The sequence below is a fragment of the Clostridium sp. genome (assembly GCF_051278035.1).
Classification (GTDB): Bacteria; Bacillota; Clostridia; order Clostridiales; family Clostridiaceae; genus Clostridium_AD.
In genome coordinates, this window is sequence record NZ_JBNMNU010000164.1 from 1 (window position 1) to 9596 (window position 9596).

Annotated in this window: 9 protein-coding genes; all 9 read left to right on the top strand. The window is 32.0% G+C overall.

Translation table 11 applies throughout. The annotated features are described in order from the left end of the window. Positions 1-1199 (top strand): histidine ammonia-lyase (hutH, locus tag ACJAX4_RS19030; protein WP_435791014.1); only part of this gene is annotated, 1199 nt, incomplete at its 5' end. Between the two features lie 49 nt (positions 1200-1248). Continuing rightward, the gene (gene ftcD, locus ACJAX4_RS19035) at positions 1249-2145 is read left to right on the top strand and encodes a glutamate formimidoyltransferase (protein ID WP_435791015.1); all 897 of its coding nucleotides are present in this window, start codon (positions 1249-1251) and stop codon (positions 2143-2145) included. Between the two features lie 44 nt (positions 2146-2189). Continuing rightward, positions 2190-3428, top strand: coding sequence for an imidazolonepropionase (gene hutI / locus ACJAX4_RS19040; protein ID WP_435791022.1), 1239 nt, complete (start codon positions 2190-2192; stop codon positions 3426-3428). Between the two features lie 23 nt (positions 3429-3451). Continuing rightward, on the top strand, positions 3452-4090 hold the full coding sequence (locus ACJAX4_RS19045) for a cyclodeaminase/cyclohydrolase family protein (RefSeq protein WP_435791016.1): 639 nt from the start codon (positions 3452-3454) through the stop codon (positions 4088-4090). A 139-nt stretch (positions 4091-4229) separates the two neighbouring features. Next, a complete protein-coding gene (locus ACJAX4_RS19050; protein ID WP_435791017.1) occupies positions 4230-5984 on the top strand; it encodes an Eco57I restriction-modification methylase domain-containing protein in 1755 nt (584 codons plus the stop codon). A gap of 76 nt (positions 5985-6060) precedes the next feature. Then, positions 6061-6303, top strand: coding sequence for an acyl carrier protein (locus ACJAX4_RS19055; protein ID WP_435791018.1), 243 nt, complete (start codon positions 6061-6063; stop codon positions 6301-6303). Next, positions 6300-7772, top strand: coding sequence for an AMP-binding protein (locus tag ACJAX4_RS19060; RefSeq protein ID WP_435791019.1), 1473 nt, complete (start codon positions 6300-6302; stop codon positions 7770-7772). Before ACJAX4_RS19055 ends, ACJAX4_RS19060 begins: the two co-directional genes overlap by 4 nt. A gap of 20 nt (positions 7773-7792) precedes the next feature. After that, positions 7793-8905, top strand: coding sequence for an acyl-protein synthetase (locus tag ACJAX4_RS19065; RefSeq protein ID WP_435791020.1), 1113 nt, complete (start codon positions 7793-7795; stop codon positions 8903-8905). Continuing rightward, the coding region (locus ACJAX4_RS19070) for an acyl-CoA reductase (RefSeq protein WP_435791021.1) at positions 8902-9596 on the top strand (695 nt) is incomplete at its 3' end. The genes ACJAX4_RS19065 and ACJAX4_RS19070, both read left to right, overlap by 4 nt.

The following is a 9596-nucleotide window of genomic DNA, read 5'->3' on the forward strand; positions in this document are numbered from 1 at the left end:
CAAAAGGATATTCTGGAATAAGACTAAGTACACTTAAAACATTAATCCAAATGATAAATAGTGGAGTGAATCCAATAATTCCTGAAAAGGGATCACTTGGAGCATCAGGTGATTTAGCGCCACTAGCCCATATGGTTCTTCCAATGCTTGGAAATGGAGAAGCAGAATTTAATGGAAAAATACTACCAGGTAAAGAGGCTATGGAAAAGGCAGGTATAAAAATTATAGAGCTTACAGCTAAAGAAGGATTAGCTCTAATAAATGGTACGCAAGTTATGACTGCTGTAGGTGCATTAGCTGTGTATGATGCTATAAATCTACTTAAAATAAGTGACATCGCTGCAGCATTGAGTTTAGAAGCATTAAGAGGTGTAAAAGATGCATTTGATCCAAGAACACATAGTATAAGACCGCATAGTGGTCAAATTCAAACTGCTAAGAATATATTGAATTTAACACAGGGAAGCACATTTATAACATCTCAAGGAGAAATAAGAGTACAAGATGCATATTCATTAAGATGTATACCTCAGGTTCATGGTGCAAGTAAAGATGCACTAGAGTATATTAAAAGCAAGGTGGACATTGAAATCAACTCAGTTACAGATAATCCAATAGTTACAGAAGAGGGAGATGTTATTTCTGGGGGTAATTTTCATGGGCAACCTATGGCATTAAGCTTTGACTTTTTAGGAATAGCAATGGCTGAAATGGGTAGCATTTCAGAAAGAAGACTTGAGAGACTTATTAATTACCAATTAAATGATTTACCAGCTTTTTTAGTAAAAGAAGGTGGACTAAATTCTGGGTTTATGATAACTCAATATGCAGCGGCTGCATTAGTGTCTGAAAATAAAATTTTAGCGCATCCAGCTTCAGTTGATTCTATTCCATCTTCTGCAAATCAAGAAGATCATGTAAGTATGGGAACTATAGCAGCTAGAAAAGGTAGAGATATTATCGAAAACATTCAAAGAGTCTTAGCTACTGAAATTATGGCAGCTTGTCAAGCTATAGACTTTAGAGAAGGATATGCTTTAGGAGTAGGTACAAAAGAAGCTTATGAAGTAGTACGAGAAAATGTAGATTTTATTGAAAAAGATGTAGTTATGTATGTTGAAATGGATAAGGTAACTAAGTTAATTCAGGATGGGTCTATATTGAAAAGAGTAGAACAAAAGATAAAGGTACTAGTTTAAATTACTAGATTTTGTAAGAAATTATAATAAACTTTAGGAGGAAAACAAAATGGCGAAAATAGTGGAATGTATTCCTAATTTTAGTGAAGGAAGAAATAGCGAAGTGATTGAAAAGATTATTGATGCAGTTAGGGGAACCGAGGGAATAAAATTACTGGATTACTCATCAGACAGTGATCATAACAGAACAGTGGTTACTTTTCTTGGAACACCTGAGAAGGTAGAAAAGGCTATATTAGACATGGCAGCAAGAGTTTATGCAAATATTGATATGAGTCTTCAAACCGGCGCACACCCTAGAATGGGAGCCTTGGATGTAGTGCCTTTTGTTCCGATTAGTGGAGTTACTATGGAGGAATGTGTTTCACTCGCAAATAGGGTAGGAAGTGAAATTGCAGATAGATTCAATGTACCAGTATATTTATATGAAAAAGCCGCTACTGCTACCTATAGAGAAAATTTAGCTACAGTAAGAAAAGGACAATACGAAGGATTCTTTGAAAAAATTAAAGAAGATAAATGGGCGCCAGATTACGGTTTATCTGAGGTTAACGTTAAAGGTGGTTGCGTTGCAATAGGTGCCAGAGTACCACTAGTAGCTTTTAATGTGAATTTAGGAACGGATAACCTTGAAATTGCTGTTAAAATAGCTAAAACTGTTAGAAATATTGGCGGGGGTTTAAAATTTGTAAAAGCCATGGGAGTGAAATTGGAGGAAAGAAATATAACACAAGTGTCTATGAATCTAGTTAATTATGAAAAAACAGCAGTATATAGGGCTTTTGAAATGGTCAAGATGGAAGCAAAACGCTATGGCGTGACGGTGGTAGGAAGTGAAGTTATTGGACTCTTACCGATGGAAGCATTAATTCAATGTGCAGAATATTATTTGCAAATAGAAGATTTTTCAATGAAGCAAGTGTTAGAAAAGAGAATTTGGGAATAATCTTTTAAAAGAGGTTATACGGATTGGAGGAAAATATATTGTCTATTATAATAAAAAATATTGATTGTCTAGTTACTTGCGACGGAAGTTATGGGAAGAAACGTGAAGAGATGAAGGATGCCAAAATAAAGGAAAATGGATATATAGTTATTGAAGATGACAGAATAAAAGAAGTAGGAGAAGGCGATGGTTATATAGAATATGTAAATGGTGATACCACAGTTATTGATGGAACTGGTAGGACTGTTACTCCAGGCCTTATAGATCCACACACACATGTTGTATATGCTGGCTCAAGAGAAAATGAATTACCTCTAAAGCTTAATAAGGTGGGTTATATTGAAATATTAAAAAGTGGTGGGGGAATACTTAGCACCGTAGAAAATACTAGAAGTATTAAAGTAGAGCAACTTATAGAAGAAAGTAGAAAAAGACTAGATGTAATGCTGAGACATGGTACTACTACTGTGGAAAGTAAATCAGGATATGGGCTTGATTTACAAACTGAGGTTAAAATCCTTGGTGTAAATAAGACTTTGAATAGTACTCAAGCTATAGATATAGTATCCACATTTATGGGAGCTCATGCACTTCCAAAGGAATACAAAATGGACCGGGAAGGTTACATTGAAAACATAATTGATAATATGATTCCATACATAAGTGAGAATAAACTAGCAGAATTCATTGATTGTTTTTGTGAGGAAGGTGTGTTTTCAGTAGAAGAATGTAGACGCATTTTAAAGGCTGGTAAAAAGTTTGGATTGAATATAAAAATCCATGCAGATGAAGTTAAAACAGTTAAGGGTGCTGAACTTGCAGGTGAACTAAAAGCTACATCGGCAGAACATTTAGTTGCAGCGTCAGACGTAGGAATAAAGGCATTAGCTGAAAATGATGTGGTGGCTGTATTACTGCCATCAACCTCTTTTTATTTAATGTTAAACAATTTTGCAAGAGCTAGAAAAATGATAGATGAAGGCGTAACAGTGACTTTAGCTACAGACTGCAACCCAGGTACTTCACCCACAGAATCATTACAAACGGTTATGACATTTGCTTGTTTTGGTATGAAAATGTTCCCTGAGGAGATTATCAATGCAATGACAATAAATGCAGCATGTGCATTAAACCGTGAAAAGGAAATAGGAAGCATTGAAGTAGGAAAGAAAGCAGATATTGTTGTTTTCAATAGCAAGAATTTAAATTATTTAATATATCATTTTGGAGCAAATGCTGTAGAAACAGTTATAAAAAATGGTAAAATTGTTGTGCAAAACTAACTTTTGAGAAAGGAGATTATAAAATGTTAGACCAAAAAACTGTTAGAGAATTTATTGGTGAGCTGGGATCAAATTCACCTGCACCAGGAGGGGGAAGTGTTGCAGCTTTTGGATCATCATTATCTAGTGCCCTATGTGCAATGGTATTTAATTTAACTGTAGATAAAAAGGCATACAATGCATACAGTGAGGAAGATAAAATGATCGTTGACAAAAATTTAGAGCAATGTCTTAATCATAAGGAAGATTTTTTGGACTTAATGAACAGTGATGCGGAGGTTTTTTTAACTTTGATGTCAGCATTTAAACTTCCAAAACAAAGCGATGAAGAAAAGAAAATAAGGAGTCAAAAGATACAAGAAGGATATAAAGCAGCACTCGAAATTCCTTTGAAGGTTGCAGAAGAATCATATAAAATATATATGCATGTTAAAATAGCAGCCGAACTCGGGAACAAAAATGCTATATCTGATGCTGGAGTGGCAGCTTTAATGCTTCAAGCATCCATTGAGAGTGCTATTTTAAATGTTAAAATAAATCTTTCTAGTATTAAAGATGAAACATATAAAGATGAAATCACTTCTAAATGTAAACAATTAGTTAAATGTGGGAGAGAAAAGCGAGATGAAGTATTATCAATTGTAGATGATAGTATTATATAGTTCAACATATTAAGAATTTATGATATACTTTTAAATATAGGCTACATTCGAGCTATGCATAGTTTGTATGTAGCCTATGATTATAGTACAAGAAAGTAGCTTAAGCTTAAGATTTAGTTAAATAGGTGGGAGATAATAAATGTTAGATATGTTTAAACAAAAGATATGTGAATTATATAATATTATTTTAAGTCCAATAGACGATATGTTCAAAATAATCGCCTTAGAAAATTATAAAAATGAAATAAAAGCATCGCAGCAAAAGTGTTTTGGGGAAGTTTATTATGAGTTTATCAAAAATAATAAAGAAAAAGGTACAGTGTACACTCCAGACCCTATAGCTTCATATATGATTGAAAACACCATAAAGTCGCAGCAGATAATAGACAACCCGTACATGAAAATTGTGGACCCTTCTTGTGGAACAGGAAATATATTAATTCCTTGTTTTAAATTTCTTAAAAATCTATATGTGGAAAATTTATCTGTAATAAATGAAAGAAATGGCTTGAATATTAATATTGAGTGCATTGATGAACATATAATAAAACATAATATATATGGATTCGATATTGATGAGATAGCCATAAAAATACTGATTATAGATTTATATGATTTAAGTGGGGGTGCTATTTGTAGGAATATTTTTAATGATGATTTTTTATTATATGAGAAAATGCATAAATATGACGTTTTCATAGGCAATCCACCGTATGTTGGTAAAAAAGCTATAGATAAGGAATATGCATCGCATCTAAAAATCAGATACAGAGAAGTGTATAGAGATAAAGGTGATTTGTCCTATTGTTTTTTTAAAAAGGCACTAGAAGATCTTGGAAACATGGGAAAGCTTACGTTTATAACTTCAAGATATTTTTTAGAGTCACCCAGCGGAGAAAATTTGCGCAAAGTTTTAAAAGGAGTATGTACCATAGACAGAGTTATTGATTTTTACGGGATAAGACCATTTAAAAATGTCGGAATAGACCCTGTAATTATGTTTGTAACAAATCATCAAAAGGAGCAAAATGAAATTGAAATTATCAAACCAATAAACGTAAAAGGTAAAAATAACATAGAATTTTACAACAGTTTATTTTTAAAAATGGGAAATAAGTTTAATAGATTTTTCATAAATCAAAACCAATTAAATAACAAGGGCTGGATATTAAGGGATGAAAAACATAGAAATATAATAAATAAAATAGAGCAAAGAAGCTTTACTCATCTAAGTAATATATGTAATAGTTATCAAGGAGTTATAACAGGTTGTGATAAAGCGTTTGTATTGACAGAGGATACTTCTAAAAGAGAAAATATAGAGAAAAACATAATTAAACCATGGATTAAGAGTAGTTACATAGGGAGAAATGAAGTTATAAGAAAAGATAGTTATATAATATATTCGGATTTGATTAATAACTCTAAAGAGTATCCAAGTGCCATTGCTTATATCGGAAAACAAAAGGAAAAGCTATTAAAAAGAAGAGAATGCGTCAGAGGTATTAGGAAATGGTACGAACTTCAATGGGGCAGAAAGCAAAGCATATTTGAAGGAGAAAAAATAGTTTTCCCCTTTAAAGCCAGCAGCAATAGATTCGCACTTGACAATGGAAGTTACTTTAGTGCAGATGTATATGCACTTATATTAAAAGAAAATGTGCCTTTTACTTACGAATTTTTATTATTTTTATTAAATAGCAAAATATATGAATTTTACTTTAAAACCTTTGCAAAGAAATTAGGCGAAGATGCTTATGAATATTATCCGAATAATTTAATGAAATTATGTATTCCAACAATGATAGATGTTGATTACAAAGACAACAATTATCTTTATGATTATTTCGATTTTGACGAAGAAGAGAAAAGAATTATATCTGGCGAAGCGTAAAAATTCTCTTTAAGAGGAAAGTTGGCACGAATATTGCTATAAATAAAACAAATTAAACTATTTAGGAGGAATTATTATGAACAACTTACAAAAACTAAACAAGGCATTATGTGATGTGTTTGATTTTAAAAAGGTGGAAGATATAAATGATGATTTAGGACCAGATGATATAGATTCTTGGGATTCTTTAGGACATGTCGATCTTGTAACAACTTTAGAAGAAATTTTTGACATATCATTAGAGGTGGTTGATATTTCTAGGATGTATACTATAGGTGGTATTAAGAAAATGCTTGAAAAATATGGCGTTAAGATATGACCTTTACTGATTATGTTTTTCAATTTTCATCAAAACACGATAAAACAGCTGTGATTTTTGAAAATGAAATAAGTTATAAGGAAATATTTGAAAATGTAAATAAGAAAGCTTCCTTCATTACGAACAAGGGGCTTTCTAAAAAAGATGCTGTGCTTTTGGTTTCAGCAAATTCTAATTTTTTTATTGAAAATTATTTTGGAATAATTAAAAGCGGTGCTATTTGTGTTCCTATAAATCCGGATTTAAATAGCAATCAAATAAAGTTTATTGTTGATTCTCTAAATATTAAATTAATATTTAGTCAGAATAAATTCACTTCTAAAATAAAGCAATTGGTTTCTGATGATGTTGAGATTTATACAGAGTCATTTGAATATAATGATATAGACACATGTAAAGATAATCATAGTATAGATATAAAAGAGGATGTGGCTGTAATACTTTTTACTTCTGGGTCCACAGGAAAACCCAAGGGGGTAATGCTTACTCATCATAATCTTATGTTTAACACAAATTCAATAATAGATTATCTTAGTATTACAAAGCATGATAGAGTGGAAATGGTACTGCCTTTTTACTATTGCTATGGTACTTCAATTTTGCATACCCATTTTAGGGTAGGTGGGAGCATTGTTATTAATAATAGATTTATGTTTCCTCAAACAGTTATTGAGGATATAAACAAGTATAATTGCACAGGATTTTCAGGTGTTCCTAGCAATTTCCAAATACTACTTAGAATGACAGATATAAAAAAAACTAAGTTACCTACACTGAGATATATAACTCAAGCGGGTGGTAAGTTATCAGATATTTTTATAAAAGAGCTTATAGATATTTTAAAAGGAGTAGATATTTTCATAATGTATGGTCAAACGGAGGCCACATCAAGGTTATCTTATTTGCCACCGCATTTAATTAATAAAAAAATGAATTCCATAGGGAAAGGAATTAGTGGAACTGAATTGGTAGTTTTAAATAGCGAAGGAAAGAAAGTCGGACCTGGAGAAATAGGCGAGATTGCCGCTCGGGGTGGAAATATAATGAAGGGCTATTTTAACGATAATAGCGAAACTACGAAAGTTATAAGAAGTGGATACTTATATACAGGAGATTTAGCCAAAGTAGATGGTGAGGGGTATATATATATAGTTTCAAGAGAAAAAAACATTATTAAAAGTGGCGGAAATAGAATAAGTCCAAAGGAAATAGAGGACGTAATAGCGCAAATTCCGCAGGTGGTAGAATGTGCGGTTATTGGAGTATACGACGATCTTTTAGGTGAAGCTGTAAAGGTCTTTGTAGTATTAATAGAAAATAAATCTTCTATAGATTTTAAATATATATCAGAATTTTGTAAAAAGCAGTTACCCTCATATAAAGCTCCAAGGTATATTGAATTCCTAAAGGCGCTTCCCAAAAATTCTTCAGGGAAGGTGTTATTAAAAAGTCTTAAAGATATTAAATAAAGGCAAGAGGGGGAAATTAGATGGAGGAATTAGGATTATTAGATGAGCTAATACTAGGGGAACAATTTAATATAAAGCAGCAAAAGAAAGATAAGCTACTTCTAAGCATCATATTAGGTCAACTAGAACACAATAGGACGAACCCAAACCTAAATGCTATGTATGATAAATTAGATATAGACATTAATAATATTAAAACATTAGAGCAAGTTCCATATATACCAGTAAACATGTTTAAATATTTTGACCTTAGAATATGCACGGTCGAACAGGTTGTAAGAGTTCTTAATTCTAGTGCTACAACCACAGGAATTCCTAGTAAAATATATTTAGATAAAAAGACTTCAATAAGGCAGACACAAGGGCTTACAAGTACATTGAAAAGTTTTTTGGGCGGAAGTAGAAGACCAATGCTTATTGTAGATTCCTCAGACAGCAATAAAAGAGGAGATATTATAACTGCACGTGGCGCGGCTATAAGAGGGGTAAGTACTTTTGGGAATAAAATTACTTATGTTATGGACAAAAAAAATGGAGAACTGAAATTAAACATAGATAGGCTTCGTGAGTTTGAAAAAAAATATAAGGATGAGGAAATATTAGTTTATGGATTTACATATATAGTGTGGTCTAAATTTCTGAAAGTGTTAAAACAAGAGGGTATAAAGATACATATGCCTAAGTTAAAGTTGTTACATAGTGGTGGGTGGAAAAAACTTGTTTCTCAAAAAGTAGAAAAAAAAGAATTTTCAGAGACCGTAGCAAATATATTTAACACAAGTTCAGCTAATGTTATAGATTTTTATGGAATGGTTGAACAGGTAGGGGTAGTTTTTGTTGATTGTGAGTATGGACATAAACATGTACCAGATTTTGCAGAGATAATTATAAGGGATATACAGACTTTAGAAGAAGTGAAGGTTGGTGAATCGGGGCTTATAGAGGTTATGAGTATATTAGGCTCTAGTTATCCATCACAAGCTATTCTAACTGAGGATATTGGTCAATTTATAGGTGTAGATGATTGTCCTTGTGGTAGATGCGGTAAGTATTTTAGATTTAAATCTCGCGTGGATAAGGCTGAAATTAGAGGATGCGGAGATACCTTTGCAGAAAAGGAGGTAGGAAGATGATAAATTGTTATGGACTAAATGGTGAATTCTTTGAAAATGGAGTGTCATTTGAAGACTTTGATAAAATAGATGCCTGTTTAAATAAAAGTCTTTCCGAACTCTATGAATTTCCTATAGAAGTTATATTACTTATTATAGATGAGTATAGTAAAAAAATCAGATCAAACAGAGAATTATTAAAAATAGAAGGGGTTCCCTTTTTAAGTTTTTATTTAAAGAAAGCTAATATGGAAAAACAGTTAAAGCTTAACTTAGGTAATATCGAATACCTAAATGATTTTGTACAGGTAGAGGATGGAAAATACATTAAAGCACAACCAAAGGGTATAGTTTGCCACTGGATGGCTAGTAATGTACCTACGCTTGGAATTTATTCTGTACTACAGAGTATCTTATGTAAGAATGCAAATATTTTTCGTGTGTCTAAGGGAAGTGTTAGTATAGTATACAAATTACTGAAACTTTTGGATGATATTGTAATTGAGTATCGGGGAAATACATATTCTTCTAAGGTTATATTAAAAAATATTGCCTTTATTTATTTTAATAGCGAAGATGTGTATCACAATTCTCAAATGTCTTTAAAAGCTGATGCACGAATAGTTTGGGGTGGTAAAATAGCCGTAGAGGCTATATCTCTTTTACCTAAAAAAGCTACATGTAAGGACTTAATATTTGGGCCTAAGTATTC